Consider the following 18,932-nt stretch of genomic DNA (forward strand, 5'->3'; position numbering starts at 1 on the left):
TATTGCATCAATTTATAAGTGAAGGAGCATTGAGTATGATTTTAGGTAATGTTAATCATTTGGATTTAGTTCCATACTTGCCGGCCAAAATTAAACAATCGATTGAATACGTAAAGGACAACGTTAATAGCAATACACCAGCTGGTCGTTATGATATTGATGGTGATAATATGTTTTTTATGGTGTCTGATAATTCATCGAGATATATTCATGATGCTAATCCTGAATATCATAAAAAGTATATTGATGTGCAAATTGTTTTAGAAGGTCAGGAAGGTATGGCTATTTGTACTTTGCCTCCACACACTCAAGTTTTAGATGATAAAATAGCAGAAAATGATATTGCTTTTATCAAAACGCCTAACGAAGAAACTATGTTAGTATTACAGCCTAACGATTTTATTGTTTTTTTACCCAATGAAGTTCATAAACCGCTTTGTGCTGTCGATAATAAGATTGCTACGGTTCGTAAGGTTGTGGTAAAAATTGCATTGAATTATTTATAGATAGAGTAAGGATTTTAGGTAACACTATGACGACAAATATCGCTGTTATTGGCGAATGTATGATTGAACTTTCAATAAAACAAGATTCTACAACCCGTAATTTTGGTGGCGACACTCTCAATACATCGGTTTATTTATCGCGTTTGTTAACCAATAAAGATTTTTCGATTCACTATGTGACAGGCTTAGGAACCGATCCTTTTAGCCAAGAAATGCTTGATAGTTGGCAAAAAGAGCATATTTCAACTGATCTAGTTCAAAGAATGGCTGATAAAATGCCAGGACTTTACTCAATTGTGACTGACGAGCAAGGTGAACGTTCTTTTTATTATTGGCGTAATGATGCAGCGGCTAAATTTTGGTTAAAAACAGCTGAAACAGCCAAAGTTAGTGAGCAAATTGCTAAATGTGATTATGTTTATTTAAGTGGTATTAGTATCGCAATTTTAGATGCAGAAAGTATCGTTAAATTATTAGCGCTATTAAAGCAAGTTAAGGCGAATGGCGGTAAAGTTATTTTTGATAATAATTTCCGTCCGCGTTTGTGGAGTAGCTTTGACTTAGCTCGTAGCGTTTATTCGGATATTTTGTCATACACCGATATTGCTTTTTTAACTTTAGATGATGAAGATCTATTATGGGGTAAATTACCTTATGAACAAGTTATCGAGCGTACTAAAAACTTCGGTGTTTCAGAAATTGTGATAAAACGTGGTAGTGATAGTTGTATCATTGATTCATTAGAAGGCCGTTTTGAAGTTCCTGCTAACAAAATTGCCAAAGAAGATGTTATTGACACTACAGCTGCCGGTGATTCATTTAGTGCCGGATATTTAGCTGCTCGTTTAAGTGGTAAAACTCCTTCACAATCAGCCAGTCAAGGTCATTTAGTTGCCGGAACTGTGATTCAGTATCGTGGTGCTATAATCCCTTTGGACGCTACACCGAAATTAATTGAGAGTTAGTAAATAAAACGGTCATCATGACCGTTTTTTATTGCAAATCAATATTTGTCGAAAAATTAGCCCTTAATATCAAACCAATATAAACAGTTGGGTATGATGAATAGATTAAGGTAATATTGCAAAAGAACGAACCGGAAAACCAGATGCATTATTAGGTTTGGCTACAATATTAAAGATAACCGCTCCTTTAGCAGGCAGTTGATCTAAATTGGTCATTAACTCAACTTGATAAGTATCTTGCTCTAAAACATAGTATTCGCCTTTTAAAGCATTATTTTCCCTAAATGCTTTGGCCGAATCAGTATCAAAAGTTTCATGACCGATAGCCTTAATTTTTCGTTCTTCAAATAAAAATTTCAGTGCATCAAGCCCCCATCCCGGAATTTGGTTATTTCCATCAGCATCTTTGTTTTCCATTGCCGTTTGTGATGGCCATTTTTTACTCCAATCTGTTCGTAATGCAACAAAGCTACCCGCTTCAATTTGTCCATGCTGCTGTTCAAAGCTTAATACGTCTGCTACTGAAAAAGAGAAATTAGGATCTTGTTGTGCTCGTTGCGATTGATCGATAACAATTAACGGTAATACCAATTCTTGTAATTGTAATTCATGCAAATAGCGGGTATTAGGCACAAAATGAATAGGTGCATCTAAGTGAGTACCATATTGCCCAGCAAAACTAAAGTTTTGTGCCAAAAAGCCATCATTATGATCAAACAGCGTTTTGATTTCGGCTGGATTAAACATAAAAAAATGTGGTGAATTGTGATCAAATGTATGGGTTAAATCAATCCATTTTTTTGATTTTAATAAATTTAAAGCTTGTAATACATCATTATTCAAAACTAATCCTCACACTTTAAAACACGATTATTTTTTTATTGTAAAATGGCTATATTTTGTAAACAAATAATTTTAAGTTATAGGAATATATTTTTTAGTACTAAGATCTATTTAGAAAAATTTTGAGGAACGGGGTTTTTGAATGAGTAAAAAATGCTTTATTTTTATTATTTAATGAACAAATTTGGTTTATGTTATTGAAATTCTAATAACCGACCCTATTGAGCTATATAGTTGTATATTTAATCAATCCATACTGGTATAATATACAGTTTGTCTTTTATCTATTTATCTAAACACTCATATAAGAAGAGATCTATGTCAATTAAAGATATCGATATTCGTGGTGCAAGAACACATAACTTAAAAAATATTAATGTAGTTATCCCAAGAGATAAATTGGTGGTAATTACAGGTCTGTCTGGTTCTGGTAAATCATCACTAGCGTTTGATACCTTATATGCTGAAGGTCAAAGACGATATGTTGAGTCGTTATCAGCTTATGCTCGTCAATTTTTATCACTAATGGAAAAACCTGATGTTGATCATATTGAAGGCTTATCGCCTGCTATTTCAATTGAGCAAAAATCAACATCACATAATCCGCGATCAACAGTCGGCACAATCACCGAAATTTATGACTATTTACGTCTGTTATTTGCTCGAATTGGTGAACCACGTTGCCCAAATCATAATCTACCATTAGCTGCGCAAACGGTTTCGCAAATGGTTGACAGTATTATGGCATTACCTTCAGAAAATCGTTATATGTTACTTGCGCCGGTGGTTACTGAGCGTAAGGGTGAGTTTGTGAAATTATTCGAACAACTTGCTGCTAGCGGTTATATTCGCGTTCGGGTTGATGGTGATGTTTATGATCTCTCTGATCCTCCGACACTTGAACTACAGAAAAAACATACTATTGAAGTGGTGGTGGATCGTTTTCGTATTCGTGATGATTTGAAACTACGTTTAGCTGAGTCAATTGAAACGGTACTTTCAATTACCAATGGTATTGTTAAAGTCGCGAATTTGGATGATCCTAAAGCCGAAGAGTATCTATTTTCTGCCAATTTTGCTTGTCCAATATGTGGCTATAGTATTTCTGAACTTGAACCAAGATTGTTTTCATTTAACAATCCTGCTGGTGCTTGTCCTGAATGTGATGGTTTAGGGGTACAACAATATTTTGATCCAAAACGAGTTGTACAAATGCCAGAAGTTTCTTTAGCTGCAGGCGCGATTAAAGGTTGGGATAGACGTAATTTCTATTACTTTCAGATGTTAAAATCGTTAGCTGAACACTATAAATTTGATATCGATCAACCATATCAAAAATTACCTGAAAAAGTGAAAGATATTTTACTAAATGGTTCAGGTGGTGACGAAATACAATTTGTTTACACTAATGATCGTGGTGACGTTGTGAAGCGTAAACATGCTTTTGAAGGTATTATCAATAATCTTTCTCGTCGCTATAAAGAAACCGATTCGCAAACTATTCGTGAAGAGTTAGCTAAATATATTAGCCATCGACCTTGCCCATGTTGTGAAGGCTCAAGGTTATGTAAAACAGCCCGACATGTTTTTATTAATGATACTAATTTACCAACTATTAGTAATTTAAGTACCCAACAAGCGAAGGACTTTTTTGATAAGTTATCATTGACCGGACAACGGGCACAAATAGCTGAAAAGATTTTAAAAGAAATTAATGATCGGCTGCAATTTTTGATTAATGTCGGTTTAAATTATTTAACCTTATCACGTTCTGCTGAAACCTTATCTGGTGGTGAAGCGCAACGTATCCGACTGGCTAGCCAAATTGGTGCAGGGCTTGTTGGTGTGATGTATGTTCTTGACGAACCGTCGATTGGTTTACATCAACGTGATAATAGTCGCTTAATTGATACATTGACTCACTTACGCGATTTAGGTAATACCGTTATTGTCGTTGAACATGATGAAGAAGCGATTATGGCTGCTGATTATGTTATTGATATCGGTCCTGGCGCAGGTGTTCATGGTGGTGAAGTTGTTGCACAAGGTACGCCACAACAGATTATGCAATGTAAAAATTCATTAACCGGTAAATACCTTTCTGGTGAAGAAAAAATTGAAATTCCTGCTGAGCGAACCAAAATTGATAAGAAAAAAATGTTATCAGTAATTGGTGCGACGGGAAATAATCTTAAAAATGTTACTTTGAATATCCCAGTTGGCTTATTTACCTGTATTACTGGTGTCTCTGGTTCGGGTAAATCAACTTTGATTAATGATACTTTGTATCCTTTAGCCCAAAATGAACTTAATGGTGCGGAAAAAAGTGACATTGCGCCTTATAAAGCAATCAAAGGATTAAATTATTTTGATAAAGTTATCGCAATTGATCAGAGCCCTATAGGTCGAACACCACGTTCAAACCCTGCTACATACACAGGCTTTTTTACTTCGATTCGTGAACTTTATGCTGGTGTGCCAGAAGCTAGAGCAAGAGGTTATAATCCAGGAAGGTTTAGTTTTAATGTCAAAGGTGGACGATGTGAAGCTTGTCAAGGTGATGGTTTAATAAAAGTCGAAATGCACTTTTTACCTGATATCTATGTACCTTGTGATCAGTGCCATGGTGCTAGATATAATCGTGAAACATTAGAGATTAAGTATAAAGGTAAATCGATTAATGAAATCCTAAACATGACGGTTGAAGAAGGGCGAGAGTTCTTTGATGCAGTACCTATGATTTCACGTAAATTACAGACTTTAATTGATGTTGGTCTTGCTTATATTACCATTGGTCAGTCAGCAACAACTTTATCTGGTGGTGAAGCGCAACGGGTAAAACTTGCAAAAGAGTTATCTAAGCGAGATACTGGTAGTACTCTTTACATACTTGATGAGCCAACTACCGGTTTACATTTTGCCGATGTAAAACAATTACTTGCTCAATTACACTCTTTAAGAGATAAGGGCAATACTATAGTCGTGATTGAACACAATTTAGATGTTGTTAAAACTGCTGATTGGATTGTCGATCTAGGTCCTGAAGGAGGAAGTGGTGGTGGTGAGATCATTGCTGAAGGTACCCCTGAAGATGTTGCTAAATCGAAAAAATCCTATACAGGTCAATATTTAAAACCATTATTGCAACGACAAAAAGATAAATAATCTAGACTAAAACTACGGTAACCATAGGAGAGGTATTTTGACATTACAAATTATATTAATGATCATCATTGCTTATCTCTGTGGTTCACTGTCTGGGGCTATGATTATTTGCCATGTGATGAAGTTACATGATCCTTCCTTGCATGGTTCTCATAATCCGGGCGCAACCAATGTATTAAGAATTAATGGCCGTTTACCTGCCGTTATCGTATTAATTTTTGATATGTTAAAAGGAGCGATTCCTGTTTATATCGCTTATCGACTTGGGATATCACCTTTCTTTTTAGGGATAATCGGTATTTCTGCTTGTCTTGGTCACATTTTTCCCTGCTTCTTTCATTTTCGAGGCGGTAAAGGTGTTGCGACTGCATTAGGGATGATGGCGCCTATTGGACTTGATTTTACTGGTTGTTTTCTCTTAACGTGGTTGTTAGCGTTAATTATTACTGGCTATTCATCTGTGGCTGCAATTGTCGGTTTCCTTTTTGCGCCTTTATATGTCTGGTTTTTCAAGCCCGAATTAACGTTACCAGTGACAATGCTCTCTTGCTTAATTATTATTCGTCATAGTAGTAATATTATGCGATTATTTAAAGGTGAAGAGCCAAAAAGCTATACTAGGCATAACAAAAAATAGCTTAATGGGATATTTATTTTTAACAGCTAATCATTATTAATGATGAAAATTTAAAAAGTATAAAACAACTAATTTCACGTTAGTTTTTTTAAACTTTAATTAATTTGGAATTGAAATAATAGAATATTTCTTGTTTTATACATAATTGAAACAAGGTATTATTGATTAATTATATATAACTATATGGTAACAAAATAATTCATGCAAATCAGTCCGTTACTCGAATCACTTATTAGTGCACTTCGTTGTTTACCTGGCGTTGGTCCAAAATCAGCACAACGAATGGCTTATCATCTACTACAACGTAACCGTCAAGCAGGACTTCATTTGGCTGATCAGCTAAATGAGGCAATGAATAACATTGGTCATTGTAAAGCATGTAGAACTTTTACTGAGCAAGAGATCTGCACCATTTGTGCTAATGTTCGTCGTCAAAGCAGTGATCAACTCTGTGTGGTTGAATCTCCAGCAGATATTTTTGCTATTGAACAAACCGGACAGTATAGTGGTCGTTACTTTGTTTTACTTGGGCATTTATCGCCACTAGATGGTATTGGACCAACTGATATTGGCCTTGATTTACTAAAAAGCCGATTAGCGTCAGAATCAATTCATGAAGTCATTTTAGCAACCAATCCAACGGTTGAAGGTGATGCAACAGCTAATTACATTGCTCAGATGTGTAATGAGTTTAATATCGTTGCGACTCGGATTGCCCATGGTGTACCTGTCGGTGGTGAACTTGAAATGGTTGACGGTACTACCTTATCGCATTCATTTGTTGGTCGACAAAAGATAGACTTTTAATGTTATTTAATGGTTTATCGTAATAGATAAAACAGATTATTTAGTAAATATTCGTAGATTTTAGCAAAAATTAGAAAGAGAGATGTTATGAAATATAAAGCAGTTGCTTTTGATATGGATGGTACTTTACTGGCGAGTAATCGTTTAATTCTGCCTGAAACAGTAGATATGATCCAAAAAATTAGCGAGAAAGGCATTAAAGTTATTTTAGTCTCCGGTCGTCATCATACTGTAATACATCCTTATTATTATCAACTCAAATTATCAACACCGGCAATTTGTTGTAATGGTTCTTATTTATATGATTTCAAAAAACAACAAAATTTTGCTGCTAAACCGATGACTAAACAGCAAGCAAAAAAACTGTTAAATTTAGTTAACCAATTTGGTATTCATACCATGATTTATACTGATCAAGTTATGAATTATGAAGTTCTTGATGATCATCTTGAAGGATTCTTTGAATGGTTGAATTCATTACCAGAATTCTTACAACCAGAAGTCAAAAAAGTTGATAATTTTGAACAAGTCATTGAACAAGCAAATATGATTTTCAAATTTGCTACCAGTAGCCATAATTTACCTGCCTTAAAACAATTTTCCGATGCGGTTGATGCACTTGATGAGTTCTCATGTGAGTGGTCATGGTCTAATCGTGCCGATATTGCGGTTAAAGGTAACACAAAAGGTAATGGTTTAAAGCATTGGGCTGAACATGAAAATATTAAATTAAGTGAAATAGTTGCTTTTGGTGATAGTTATAATGATATCAGTATGTTTGCTATTGCTGGACTAGGTATTACTATGGGCAATGCTGATGATGAAGTTAAAGCCAAAGCCAGTTATACAATTGGTGATAATAATAGCTCCAGTATCGCTAATGAGCTTAAAAAATTATTTTTATAGCCAAATGGATTAATTAAAAATGGTTTTTGAGGTTCTTTATCAGGACAATGATTTAATAGCAATTAACAAGCCAGAAGGGTGGTTGGTACATCGTAGCTGGCTTGATAAAAATGAAACAGTGGTTGTGATGCAAACGTTACGTGATCAAATTGGACAACATGTTTATCCTATCCACCGTTTAGATCGACCAACCTCTGGGGTATTAGTTTTTGCCTTATCTAGCGATATCGCTCGTTTATTGTCACAACAGTTTGCGGAAAAACAGATCGAAAAAACTTATCATGCTATTGTGCGAGGTTATATTGATGGTGAAGCTACCATTGACTATCCATTAGTTGAACAGTTAGATAAAATTGCTGATAAATTTGCCAACAAAGATAAGCCTGCCCAAGAAGCAATAACCTTTTACAAAGGTCTTAGTAAAATAGAATTACCTATAGCGGTAGGCAAATACCAAACGGCAAGATATAGTTTTGTTGAGTTAAAACCGCAGACCGGACGAAAACATCAATTACGTCGTCATTTAAAACATATTTTCCATCCAATTATTGGTGATAGTAAACATGGTGATCTCCATCAAAATCGTGCTTTTAATCATTATTTTGGTGTTAAACGTCTTATGTTACATGCTAGCACTATCAAAATGATGCACCCAGTCACCTATGAACCATTAACTATCCATGCAAATTTAAGTGAAGAGTGGTTAACAGTATTAAAAAATTTTAGATAAAGTTAATGACTTTATTGATAATTAATTTAAATTTATTAGTGGTATTTGATTTTTTATTTGCAAAACAAATTTTATTGCATTATTGATTTAGTTACTATAACCTTAAGCCGCATATCTAAATATTAAACAATATCTGCAGAGTACTTATCACCATACTTTCAAAATATTGTTAACATTTTCAAGTATTAATAATAGTTAAATTTAGTAAATTATTTAGGAAAAACAATGAAACGATTAACTCAGTATGTAAGTATCTTCTTTTTAACTTTATTCGCTATCGCGTGTTCATCAGGTGAAAGTTCACCAGAAAAAGTCGCAGAAAAGTATGTATCAGCCATGTATAGTGGTGATGCTGATGCAATAATAAAAATGATTTATATGCCAGATGAAGGGAAATCTTCGGATGCGAGCACGATGATTAAGGGTAAATTGCAAGATGCAACAATAAGAGCCAAAGCTTATGCTGAGCAACACGGTGGTATTGCTAAAGTTGAATATCAACCAACTAAATATCTAAATGATGATAAAAGTCGTGCTATTATTGATATAGATGTAATCTTCAAAGATAATACCAATAAAAATGAAGATCTTAAATTAACCAAAGTTGATGGAAATTGGTTTATTGAAGTAGGTTTTTAATTTTAAACATAATATATTACTACTCGTTTAAATATAAAAAAGAGTAAATTAGCTTTTACTCTTTTTTGTTGTTCAATGAGAATACCAATTTATTGGATAAAAAATCAAAAAAGGAAATAAAATATGAAATTGTTAGTTAAATTTTTAAGTGTGTTTTTATTAGCATTAGTCGTTACTGCTTGTTCTTCAGATGATAATACACCTGAAGTGGCTGCAGAGAAATTTATTAAAGATTCTTACAGTGGTAATGTTGATGGTATTCTCGATGCTTTATATATTCCTGATGAATTAAAAACTAATGGTGTAGATATTAAAGTATTAATGAAAAGTAAAATGAAAGTAGCTATTGATCAAGCTGTTGCCACTGCAAAACAAAATGGTGGATTTGATCAAGTCAAAATATCTTCAACTGAATATAATGATGATAAAACTCAAGCTACTATCAAGACAATCATTATTTTTAAAGATGGAACTGAGAATAATTCAGCATTATCATTAATCAAAGTTGATGGTAAATGGTTAATTAATATAAAATAATTCTTATAATTATTTGATAACCTAAAGAGGTGATTCTATCCTTTTTAGGTTATAGATAACCAATCTAAATTTTATGAAATTTTCATATTATATTTTTATTTTTTTCCTCTTTATCATAAATCCAGTTTATGCTCAAGAATTAGCAAATTCCGATAATTCCTATATGGAAAAGACTTCATTAATTAATGTTGGTGATTGGATTTTTCGTAGTGGTGTTCAGACAGATAGTTTTATCGTTAAAAAACTTGATGGTGGTATATTTTCTCATATAGGCATGGTTGTCGCGATTGAACCGGAAATAAAAGTTATTCATGCCACGACAACTGATGATGAGAATATTCCAAATCAAGTTATTATTTCAAGTTTGGCTGATTTTACTGCTCCAGAATTAGCTGAGAAATATGCCATAGCGCGACCAAACTTTTTAACAGATGAGCAAAAGTTACAAATTATTGCCGAGTTGTTAACTAAACAAGGAGAAGAGTTTAAACTTGCTTCTCGTGAGGAAGATCATCTATATTGCACAACGTTATTGTATGACGTTATTATCAAATATAAATCTGATTTTAACCCAGAATGGAAATATGCTAATTTCCCTTTATTGCGTGGTCATTATCTATTTCCGAGCGCTTTTGCCAATTATTCTGATATCACTTGGATATATAGTTATCCGGAAAACTAACTAAGTAATTGCTGGAAGGTTTATAACAAAATCAAGATTAATTAATCACGATTAAGTGCATTTATGATTAAAAATTTGCCTTTGGCTAAAGACTAAAGTGGTTCTAAAAAAAGCGTAATGGGTCATTACGCTTTTTGATTAAGGGTATTAAGTTAGGATTCTAAATAAATAGCCTGCATTTTTTCAAAATCTTGATCGGTGAAACCAAGTTCTTGTTTAATGTAATTGCTTGGTGTTCCAGCAACTTTTTTCATCGTATTGAGTATTTCTAATACGAAACTTTCACGAGTATCAATTAGACTTAGCAGATATCCTAAAACATCCTCATTATCGGTTATTTTTCGATAAGCTTCCATTTTGATTTTATTGCGCTCTAAACGGTTATCATGAGTTAGCATATAATCATAAATAATATCTGACTCAGATACACCTAACATTATCTGAATAAGTAATACGCCATAGCCAGTCCTATCTTTACCACCACGACAGTGTTGAATACTTGGACTATTGTGGCCATCTAATACCACTCTCAGCATTTGTCGATAAGCATTTTTTGATTTTTCACTCAATACAAAGTTACGATATTGTTCAAGAACTTGGGTGCCTTCACCATTGACTAATTCTTTCGGAATATCTCTTAACACACTCTCAATTAAAGCTTGATCTTCATTGCTTGGCTCGGCTGCAAATTGAGCTGCAAGTTCTGCTGTTTGTGCTGAAGCATCAAAATTAAAGGTTTGTTTTTCACCAATTGAAGAATTCGGACTAGTTTTAATCTCATTTTCACAACGATAATCTATAATTGTTTGGATGTTTAATGTTTTAATATATTGTTGTGCATCAGGTTTTAAGCCATGAAGATGATTAGAACGGTATAATAATCCCCATTTTACCCGTTTTCCATTTGCACCAATATAACCACCAAAATCACGGAAATTATTTAGACCTGTAATTGGTAAAGTCCTTTCGGCAACTAGATATGAAGAATCATTACCAATTTGTAAAATCAGATAAATACGACGTTTTGCTTGTAAAGGATCTTCAAAACTAAATGGTGATTTAATATCTTGACTGATTAATGTTTTATTTGTTGCATTAACATTTGCTTCTTCAGTCCAATATAAATCTACACGTTGATCTGAATTGTTTTCAAATGAGACAGTTAATTGACCTTGCTTATTTCGATTTAATGAAGCTGTTTTAATTTTAACTACCATATTTATTCCTTACTTTAAAATACCAAACATTGAAAATATTACGCCAATCACCATTACTGCCAGTATTAAGCTAACTGTGTATTTCCCTTGAAACTTCCTAACGATGAAGAATGTGGCTAATGCAAAAAGTAAGGTTAAAAAATTTGGCATGACTTTATCGAACATTTCTTGAACTTTAATCGATTGTTCGCCAACATTTATTGTTAATGGTGTAGCAACTTTGACCGTTGATGCAATGAGCGAACCCAAGACCATGACACCAACAACATTAGCCAAGTTACTTATTCTTTGAATAATGTTTGAATTTTTTGATTGCTCAATTAAATCTACACCCTTGTTATAACCATAATGAATAAAGAAATATTTGCTTAATACATTAACAAGGTTATAAATTAAAAACATTAATATAGGGCCAATGATATTGCCTTGCAACGCAAATGCTGCGCCAATACTGCCGCAAATCGGCATCCAAGTGAATTTAAGTAAACTATCACCTAAACCTGCAAAAGGTCCCATTAAGCCAGCTTTAACAGAGACTACCGCATCTTTTTCTTCTTCACTGGTTTTCTCTTCCATTGCGGCGGTGACGCCCAAAATTAAAGCGCCAGCATTAATTTGTGTATTGAAAAACTCTAAATGGCGTTTCATTGCTCGGATACGAGTTTCTTTATCTGCATCTTTATATAGTCGATCTAGTACAGGTATCATACAATGAGCAAATCCTATCATTTGCATTTTTTCATAGTTATATGAAAATGACATTGTTTGTAAGTTCCAAAAGATACGATTCAGATCTTTTTTGGTAATTTTATGTAGAGTACTCATAGATCATATTCCTCTTCAGTGTTGCTATTCATTGATGTTTGGTTATCGGATTCATTATTATTACTGTTTCTGCTATTAGTTGACGCCATGTCATATAGGACTGCGAAAGCAAGGGCGATAAAGGTCACAGGAATAATTGGTAATTTTAAATAGGTAGTTAGCATGAAACCTAATAGGAAAAAGAACCACATTCTGCCTTTGAGTAACATCAGTAATAAAATACAAATACCAACTGCTGGAATTAATTTGGAAGCAACGCCCATACCATCAATGATACTTTTTGGAATCGCATCTAAAATAGTTTTAACTAAATCACTACCAAAATAAATTGCAATAAAACAAGGAACTGCACGAATTAAAAACCAAACTGGTGTTGAGAAAAAGTGAACTTTAGCTAGCGCTTTATAATTACCATTTAAAACAGAACGTTCTGCCCAAGGATTTAAAAAACATGCGAATGAACGCCATATAATGAGTAATTGTTGACATAACAATGATACAGGCACGCCTAATGCAATACCAGTAGCAATACCTCCGCCAGTAGTGATACCTAGTGAAACGCCGATAATGGCACCGGCAACAATGTCTGGTGCTGAATATGCCCCTACATTACCAATACCCATCCACATTAATTCAAGTGTTGCACTAATTGCTAACCCTTGAACCATATCGCCCATAATAATACCTGCAATGGTACCTGTTAATAATGGGCGACGTAACATCTGCGGACCAACATCATCCAAAGAACAAATTCCCGCCCAAATGGCGACAAGAATAGCTTGTGTTAACATATGTTAACCTCCAAATTAAAAATAAATATTTCGAAAGATTATTTAGTTAAGTAGTGATTTCAGATCGACTATTGGATCTTTAGGAACCATCTGCACCTCAACTGGAATATTCTTAGCAATAAGATTTTTGAATGCTTGTTCCTCTTCTGGTGTTACCGAAACCGCTCTTGATAATTGATGTCGGCCATCTTGCATTCTCATCCCGCCTACATTCACTTTTTCTAGCGATAGTCCACCTTCAACTAAAGCATTAACATCAATACTATTCGTGAAAAGTAACATGGTCCTTTTTTTGATAGGGGTCTTTTTTAGAATTTCGATAAATTGTTGTACCCCAAATACTAAAACTTTTAGACCAGGAGGTGCCGACATAGTGAGTACCGATTGCTGAACTTTATCTTCAGCGACTTTATCATTAATAACTAATACTTGTTCAATGTCATAGTTTTTTACCCAAGTAGTAATAACTTGTCCATGAATCAAGCGATCATCAATTCTTGCTACATTTATTGGCATTAGTCTTCTCCTTACAACTCATTAGATTGTTCTTGTTGAACATTTAGAATCTGCCGAACATCTTTACAGCTTTCGGGAAAAGTTTCCTCAATAGCCAATTTGGCATCATTTAATGTCCCTTCACGATTATTTAAAACTTCAAGTAATACCGGAATATTAAAACCACAAAATAACAATACATCGTCATGTGATATGAGTAGTTCGGTGGCTAGATTGCAGGGTGTTCCCCCCATGATATCCACCAATATAATTACGCCATTACCTTGATTTAGTTTTTTGTAACTACTTTGCATTTCTTGACGTAGATTATCGATATTACTATCAATTAAAACTGATATAACATGAACATTGTCTTGTTCTCCCATAAGCATTTGTGCACACTCTAAAGCGCCTTGAGCAAATGGGCCATGACTAGCTAGAATGATGGGTAAAGGTTGTGGCATAGAAATTTCCTTGTTTTGTAATTTTATTACTAAATATTTTTATTTATTTAGTAACAAAGTTACATCCGCGGAGGCAAATAGTCATCTATTTTTTAAGAAATTTTTATGATTTTGTGAACGAGATCAAATTTATGCAAAGAAAGATGATGGTTATAACTAATGAGTTAGAGCTAGAGTACTTGTGTTTTCCTTTTTTGTGTTTATTTTGTTGTTTTGGCTGGATATTTACGTTTTTCTCTATTTTGAGTTTGTAAGAGTAAACGTTCATCATATTGGCGAATAAATAAGTTAGTTAAGAGCATATTTACTACAGATATTTGAGATATTTTAGAGCGTATTGGTATTAATCTTGAAGCATGCTCCATCGATGTAGTATGTAACACTATGGTGGCTAAGGATGAAATCTGACTTTGTCCCATTTTAGTGATAGCAAGAGAAGGAACCGAAGATTGACCAGCTAGTTTTAATAACTCAACACAATCAGGCGTTTCTCCTGAGTGTGAAATAATAATAACAAGATCATTTTTATCTAATGTACTGATGAGACTTCGAGTAATGTGAGCATCGAAGTGACAATTGACATCTTTCTTTATTTTGATAAGTTGATATTCCAGTTCTTTACCAACTAAGCCACTACTGCCAACACCAAATATAACTATTTTTTGACAATTAATAATTAAATCAATGGCATTATTTAATGCATGAATATTAACGATAGAGTGGGTTTCATCAATTGAGGATTTTTCCATTGCTTGGACTTTACTATTCACATCAGCAAGAGAATCGTTCAAATTGATATCATCTTGTAATATCTCATTATTAAGTTTTTTAGGGATTGAGCCAATCAGATCGACCTTGAAATCACTGAATCCTTTATATCCTAATTTATTACATAAACGTAAAATAGTGGTGGTACTTACGTGATTGAGTTTTGCTAAAGTTTGGATGCTCATATTCTTGAGTGCTTGGATATTATCAATAATATAGTAAGCAACTTTAAGCTCTTTAGTTGATAAGTCTTTTTTTACTTCTCTAAGCTTTAACTCAATCACTAGATACCTCAAATTTACTGTTCTATTGCTATAAGTATATAAAAATTGTTCAGGAAATTAAAAAAAAAATTAACTTCAATAGACTAAATTATATACAAATCAAGTTGTCATAATCAAAAGTAATTCAATTAAAATAATGGTAATTGGGTATATAACGATATGTATTATTAAAAATAAATTACGTAATGAGGTGAAATTTATTTATAAAAAAACCCGCTTATGCGGGCTTTAGCGCTAATCAGTTAAAATTATTTATCAAATTCGCTGATAATTTCTTTAGCTGTTTTACCATTAAGTTTGCTTTTAAGATCTGCAGTTACTTTAGCTTCATCGCCAGCATTAGCTGGATTAGTTGCCGCAGCAGTTGTTGCTTTAACAATGGCACGAGCAAAAGCAATTTTATCGTTATCACTTAATTTTTCACTAGCTGTTTTTACAGAACTAGTAAAAGTTTCTTGTGTTGTAAAATCAATTTTAGGTGCATCACCACCACCACAACCAATTAACGCAAAACTTAATAATGATACAGCTAATAGTTTTTTAAACATTTCCATTCCTTAAAAATAAATATTATAAAAGCAGAGCTATTTTTATACTAAAAGAGTTAATTTTCAAGCAATAAATGTCTTTTAATTGAAAATAATTTATAACGTTATTAGTTAGAAGTTTAAGATTGTGAATTTAGCGAAACTTATGTTTTTTTTATGATAAATAAAAGCGTTATTAGAAACTATATCTGATTTTATACTTAAAAATAGCCCACTCCTCAAAACTATTATGATTTTAGTTGTAAATAAGCTATATAAATTTAATTTATCCTTTTTATTGATGTCCTATATTTAGGACATTTAAAATATTCTATGCGACTGCTGTATTTATAACCTATTAAAACTTGACGATAAGGTAAGCCAATGCTAATATTTGCCACCTATTCAGATAGACCTCATTGGCGCGTTGGCAGAGTGGCCATGCTGCGGATTGCAAATCCGTCTACCTCGGTTCGACTCCGGGACGCGCCTCCATTAAAATTGATAAATTACCTACAGTATTTCTTCGAATAAACTATCAAGTCAATATAGATAATTATTCTTCATATGATATAGTTAATGATAATTATAGCGAATTGAGTATTATTATGACGGTAGAAAAACTTAGATATTGGTTATCATTTATTATAGCTTCAGTAGCAGTTTTCTTTTTTATGAATCAATTTGACCTATTTGATAAAAAAAATATTGAAAAGCAGTTAGTTACCATGTCAAAAGAAATAAATAAAAATACTCCATATCAGTTAGATCAGTTTACCATTTTAGATTCAACTATGGCATATAAAAATACAATAGTTTACAAACTGACAATTTTTAATATTAATTTTGAAGATTTAGAAATAGGTTTTGTTGAAAATAAACTTTTTTTGACGGTAAGAAACCTTCTTTGTACTGAAGAAAGTACAAAAAAAGCAATAAATAAAGGGGCGATTTTTAAATACATGTATAATGAAGAAAATAATAAATATTTATTTTCTTTTACTATAGATAGTAAAGACTGTTTGGAAATGTTAAAAGATGAATCAAAATAACCATTCTTTAGTAATCTTAAAGCTGAATATCATCATTAAAGTCCATTTGTAGTTCAGGTATTTTTGTAATTGTAAAAATATTTTCGATTTTTAATGTTGTTTATTAAATCATTAGTCAATTAAACAATCAAAAAAGTACCCATCATTTACTGTAAGCCATTGATTCAGTTATGCTCACTTATAACGTTTATCAAGAAACAGGATAAAACATGGCATATTTTAATTATCATGCTAAAGCCAAAAAACTGATCTCACAAGGGTATTTGATACACTATGAGTTTGTGGATAATTGGAATGGTATCAAACCCGCATTAGTTTTATATTTTGACAATGCTAACCCAATGCCGATAAGGGAATATCGTTGGCAAGAATATTTACCATTGATTGGACTAGTTACCGAAGACCTAGACAACTCAAATTAATGGTTTGGGTTAGTCATTTAGGTTATAAATCACCAGTGAATATTTCTGACAAAAATAAAGACCATTTACCTTAATGATTTAACAATTAAGAGAAGATAACAGGTAATTATTAAGAACTTTTTCTAGACTGTTTTGCTCACTATTGAGCTGTTATTGATTGTTATAACAATAAATTTGCCAATCTGATAGCTAAAGCGTAAAATGCCCATCCTATTTTGCTTAACCTATTACCTTATAAGGTAATACTGACTTGAAATCAGAGGCATTTTTTAATGACAATGTTATATCCAAAACCAGAATTACTTTCACCAGCTGGTTCACTTAAAAATATGCGTTACGCGTTTGCTTATGGTGCTGATGCAGTTTATGCAGGGCAACCACGTTACAGTTTGCGAGTGCGCAATAACGAATTTAATCATGAAAATCTCGCTATTGGCATCAACGAAGCCCATGCTCGAGGTAAAAAGTTTTATGTGGTAGTTAATATTGCACCGCATAATTCGAAATTAAAAACCTTTATTCGTGATTTAGAGCCAATTGTTAACATGAAACCAGATGCATTTATCATGTCTGATCCGGGTTTAATCATGTTGGTTCGTGAACATTTTCCGGAAATGGAAATTCACTTATCTGTGCAATCCAACGCGGTTAACTGGGCGACGGTAAAATTTTGGCATAAGATGGGATTAACGCGTGTTGTGTTGTCACGAGAGTTATCCATCGATGAAATCAAAGAAATTCGAGAAAAAGTGCCGGAAATGGAACTTGAAGTTTTTATTCATGGTGCGCTTTGTATGGCCTATTCAGGACGCTGCTTGTTATCTGGTTATATTAATAAACGTGACTCAAATCAAGGTACCTGTACTAATGCTTGTCGTTGGGAATATAAAGTATCTGAGGGCAAAGAGGACGAAGTAGGGCAGATAGTCCATAAATGCGAGCCGATTCCTGTACAACAAATTGAACCAACATTAGGTATTGGCTCAACAACCAATCAGGTCTTTATGCTAGAAGAGTCTGGTCGCCCTGGCGAATATATGCAAGCTTTTGAAGATGAACATGGTACTTATATCATGAATTCAAAAGATTTAAGAGCAGTTGAATTAGTCGAAGATCTGACAAAGATTGGCGTACATTCATTAAAAATTGAAGGTCGAACCAAATCGTTTTATTACTGTGCTCGAACTGCGCAAGTCTATCGTCAAGCTATTGATGCCGCCAGTGAAGGTAAACCATTTGATCCACGCTTATTGGCGGAACTTGATTCTTTAGCTCATCGAGGATATACCGAAGGCTTTTTACGTCGCCATAAACATGAAGATATGCAAAACTATGTGCATAGTCATTCTGTATCTGATAGACAACAATTTGTTGGTGAGTTTAGTGGTCAACGTCTAAATGGCTTAGCTGAAATTATTGTTAAAAATAAATTTTCAGTAGGGGATAGTGTTGAAATGATGACCCCTAAAGGTAATACGACCTTTATTATTGAACGAATGGAAAATAAAAAAGGTCAACCAGTTCCAGCAGGACTTGGTGATGGTCACATTGTTTATATTCCAATCGCCGAAGATATTGATTTAAATTATGCGCTTTTAATGCGTAATTTTGATTAATCTATTTAACTTATATAACTAATAACTATATAACTAACTGTTCAGGGTTATGAA

Annotated in this window: 21 protein-coding genes and 1 tRNA gene; 14 read left to right on the top strand and 8 right to left on the bottom strand. The window is 33.3% G+C overall.

Annotated features, from left to right (window positions below; genetic code table 11):
* Positions 1-35 precede the first annotated feature (35 nt).
* On the top strand, positions 36-506 hold the full coding sequence (locus H3U96_RS00460; protein WP_198195269.1) for a YhcH/YjgK/YiaL family protein: 471 nt from the start codon (positions 36-38) through the stop codon (positions 504-506).
* A gap of 26 nt (positions 507-532) precedes the next feature.
* Positions 533-1,471 (top strand): sugar kinase, encoded by a 939-nt coding sequence (locus H3U96_RS00465; protein ID WP_198195270.1) that lies wholly within the window; start codon positions 533-535, stop codon positions 1,469-1,471.
* 105 nt (positions 1,472-1,576) lie between these two features.
* Here H3U96_RS00465 and H3U96_RS00470 read toward each other — a convergent pair whose 3' ends face one another.
* The gene (locus H3U96_RS00470) at positions 1,577-2,314 is read right to left on the bottom strand and encodes a cyclase family protein (RefSeq protein WP_065651235.1); all 738 of its coding nucleotides are present in this window, start codon (positions 2,312-2,314) and stop codon (positions 1,577-1,579) included.
* 324 nt (positions 2,315-2,638) lie between these two features.
* Between H3U96_RS00470 and uvrA the strand changes: the two genes are divergently transcribed.
* The 8 genes from uvrA to H3U96_RS00510 all read left to right on the top strand — a co-directional run bounded on the left by uvrA (position 2,639) and on the right by H3U96_RS00510 (position 10,417).
* Positions 2,639-5,479, top strand: a complete 2,841-nt coding sequence (gene uvrA, locus H3U96_RS00475; protein WP_198195639.1) for an excinuclease ABC subunit UvrA — start codon at positions 2,639-2,641, stop codon at positions 5,477-5,479.
* A 37-nt stretch (positions 5,480-5,516) separates the two neighbouring features.
* Entirely contained in the window at positions 5,517-6,116 is a 600-nt protein-coding gene (plsY, locus tag H3U96_RS00480; RefSeq protein WP_232347703.1) for a glycerol-3-phosphate 1-O-acyltransferase PlsY, read from the top strand.
* Positions 6,117-6,317: 201 nt separating this feature from the next.
* Complete coding sequence (gene recR, locus H3U96_RS00485; RefSeq protein WP_198195271.1) at positions 6,318-6,923, top strand: recombination mediator RecR; 606 nt, start codon at positions 6,318-6,320, stop codon at positions 6,921-6,923.
* A gap of 87 nt (positions 6,924-7,010) precedes the next feature.
* Positions 7,011-7,829: a pyridoxal phosphatase gene (locus H3U96_RS00490; protein WP_198195272.1), complete on the top strand. Its 819-nt coding sequence runs from the start codon at positions 7,011-7,013 to the stop codon at positions 7,827-7,829.
* Between the two features lie 19 nt (positions 7,830-7,848).
* Positions 7,849-8,559 (top strand): tRNA pseudouridine(65) synthase TruC, encoded by a 711-nt coding sequence (truC, locus tag H3U96_RS00495; protein WP_198195273.1) that lies wholly within the window; start codon positions 7,849-7,851, stop codon positions 8,557-8,559.
* A 225-nt stretch (positions 8,560-8,784) separates the two neighbouring features.
* On the top strand, positions 8,785-9,198 hold the full coding sequence (locus H3U96_RS00500; RefSeq protein ID WP_065651230.1) for a DUF4878 domain-containing protein: 414 nt from the start codon (positions 8,785-8,787) through the stop codon (positions 9,196-9,198).
* Between the two features lie 123 nt (positions 9,199-9,321).
* Positions 9,322-9,735, top strand: a complete 414-nt coding sequence (locus H3U96_RS00505; RefSeq protein WP_065651229.1) for a DUF4878 domain-containing protein — start codon at positions 9,322-9,324, stop codon at positions 9,733-9,735.
* Positions 9,736-9,898: 163 nt separating this feature from the next.
* Positions 9,899-10,417, top strand: a complete 519-nt coding sequence (locus H3U96_RS00510; RefSeq protein WP_065651228.1) for a YiiX/YebB-like N1pC/P60 family cysteine hydrolase — start codon at positions 9,899-9,901, stop codon at positions 10,415-10,417.
* 152 nt (positions 10,418-10,569) lie between these two features.
* Here H3U96_RS00510 and H3U96_RS00515 read toward each other — a convergent pair whose 3' ends face one another.
* The 7 genes from H3U96_RS00515 to H3U96_RS00545 form a co-directional block, all read right to left on the bottom strand.
* Complete coding sequence (locus tag H3U96_RS00515; protein ID WP_065578905.1) at positions 10,570-11,634, bottom strand: tyrosine-protein phosphatase; 1,065 nt, start codon at positions 11,632-11,634, stop codon at positions 10,570-10,572.
* A 9-nt stretch (positions 11,635-11,643) separates the two neighbouring features.
* Complete coding sequence (locus H3U96_RS00520; RefSeq protein ID WP_065578904.1) at positions 11,644-12,459, bottom strand: PTS system mannose/fructose/sorbose family transporter subunit IID; 816 nt, start codon at positions 12,457-12,459, stop codon at positions 11,644-11,646.
* On the bottom strand, positions 12,456-13,250 hold the full coding sequence (locus H3U96_RS00525; protein WP_065578903.1) for a PTS sugar transporter subunit IIC: 795 nt from the start codon (positions 13,248-13,250) through the stop codon (positions 12,456-12,458). Before H3U96_RS00525 ends, H3U96_RS00520 begins: the two co-directional genes overlap by 4 nt.
* Before the next feature lie 42 nt (positions 13,251-13,292).
* Positions 13,293-13,766 carry a PTS sugar transporter subunit IIB gene (locus H3U96_RS00530; RefSeq protein WP_065578902.1) on the bottom strand — a complete coding sequence of 158 codons (474 nt, stop codon included), beginning with the start codon at positions 13,764-13,766 and terminating at the stop codon, positions 13,293-13,295.
* A gap of 11 nt (positions 13,767-13,777) precedes the next feature.
* The gene (locus H3U96_RS00535; protein ID WP_065612890.1) at positions 13,778-14,209 is read right to left on the bottom strand and encodes a PTS sugar transporter subunit IIA; all 432 of its coding nucleotides are present in this window, start codon (positions 14,207-14,209) and stop codon (positions 13,778-13,780) included.
* A gap of 200 nt (positions 14,210-14,409) precedes the next feature.
* Complete coding sequence (locus H3U96_RS00540) at positions 14,410-15,261, bottom strand: MurR/RpiR family transcriptional regulator (protein ID WP_065651226.1); 852 nt, start codon at positions 15,259-15,261, stop codon at positions 14,410-14,412.
* A 248-nt stretch (positions 15,262-15,509) separates the two neighbouring features.
* A complete protein-coding gene (locus H3U96_RS00545) occupies positions 15,510-15,809 on the bottom strand; it encodes a DUF6694 family lipoprotein (RefSeq protein ID WP_065578899.1) in 300 nt (99 codons plus the stop codon).
* A 400-nt stretch (positions 15,810-16,209) separates the two neighbouring features.
* On the opposite strand from H3U96_RS00545, the gene H3U96_RS00550 reads away from it, so the two are divergent.
* From H3U96_RS00550 to yegQ, 4 genes are all read left to right on the top strand, one after another.
* Positions 16,210-16,283 (top strand) — tRNA-Cys (locus tag H3U96_RS00550).
* Positions 16,284-16,396: 113 nt separating this feature from the next.
* Positions 16,397-16,840, top strand: coding sequence for a hypothetical protein (locus H3U96_RS00555; RefSeq protein WP_198195274.1), 444 nt, complete (start codon positions 16,397-16,399; stop codon positions 16,838-16,840).
* A gap of 209 nt (positions 16,841-17,049) precedes the next feature.
* Positions 17,050-17,262: a thermostable hemolysin delta-VPH gene (locus tag H3U96_RS00560; protein WP_065612892.1), complete on the top strand. Its 213-nt coding sequence runs from the start codon at positions 17,050-17,052 to the stop codon at positions 17,260-17,262.
* 278 nt (positions 17,263-17,540) lie between these two features.
* On the top strand, positions 17,541-18,878 hold the full coding sequence (yegQ, locus tag H3U96_RS00565) for a tRNA 5-hydroxyuridine modification protein YegQ (RefSeq protein ID WP_198195644.1): 1,338 nt from the start codon (positions 17,541-17,543) through the stop codon (positions 18,876-18,878).
* Positions 18,879-18,932 lie beyond the last annotated feature (54 nt).

Source organism: Gilliamella sp. M0364 (assembly GCF_016100565.1).
Taxonomy (GTDB): Bacteria; Pseudomonadota; Gammaproteobacteria; order Enterobacterales; family Orbaceae; genus Gilliamella; species Gilliamella apis.